We start from the raw sequence: 773 nt of genomic DNA, 5'->3' as shown, positions 1-773 counted from the left end.
CTTGCCCGCGGGGGGCTCGTCCGCCTCAAACCGCACGGTGAGCAACGCTACAACAGCCTCCGGGGCGTCGCGGCGCAGGCGGCGCGAACGCACGGCGGCCACGTCGCCGAACTGCAAGCCGGAGCGCACGCGCCGAGCTGACCCATGCGCCTCGCGCTGCAAACGGTTCAAGGTCAAGGTCAGGCGTCGCGCTTTGGGCTCGTAGCGAATGTCGCCCAGGCGCGTGACCGCGTCCTGCAGCATGGCCGAGATCACGCCGAGGTCCTCGGCGTCTTCAGCCAACAGTCGAAGCGGCGCCCCCTCGCCCACTACCTTACTCTCCCATTTCGTCCGGCTCGCCCTTGAGGCGGCGGATCTCCGCGCCGCAAGCGGAAAGCTTCTCTTCCAGGCGTTCGAAGCCGCGGTCCAGGTGATAGACGCGGCTTATCGTCGTCTCACCCTGAGCGACGAGACCCGCGATGACGAGACTCACCGAGGCGCGCAGGTCGGTGGCCATCACCTGGGCGCCGTTCAGGGCCTTCACCCCATAGACGCGCGCCTCGCCGCCATGCACGGCGATATCGGCGCCGAGGCGGGCGAGCTCGGGGGCGTGCATGAAGCGGTTTTCGAACACGGTCTCCCGGATCACGCTCTCGCCCTGGGCCAGCGTCATTAGCGCCATAAACTGGGCTTGCAGGTCCGTGGCGAACCCGGGATAGGGATCGGTCTCAACGTTCACCGCCTGCAGGCGCGATCCGTTGCGGCGGATGATCATCCCATCATTGGTGGGGGTC

The 773-nt window shown here is 67.7% G+C and carries 1 protein-coding gene and 1 pseudogene; both read right to left on the bottom strand.

Annotation, left to right across the window (positions count from 1 at the left end; genetic code table 11):
- A partial coding sequence (locus ACNOHI_RS24765) for a DUF2948 family protein (RefSeq protein ID WP_420477390.1) occupies positions 1-282 on the bottom strand: 282 nt, incomplete at its 3' end.
- Between the two features lie 31 nt (positions 283-313).
- Positions 314-773: pseudogene (locus ACNOHI_RS24760) on the bottom strand (UDP-N-acetylglucosamine 1-carboxyvinyltransferase); the annotation flags it as partial.

It is taken from the genome of Noviherbaspirillum sp. ST9 (assembly GCF_048799745.1).
Taxonomy (GTDB): Bacteria; Pseudomonadota; Gammaproteobacteria; order Burkholderiales; family Burkholderiaceae_D; genus Noviherbaspirillum.
This window is presented reverse-complemented; position numbering and strand designations above follow the sequence as displayed.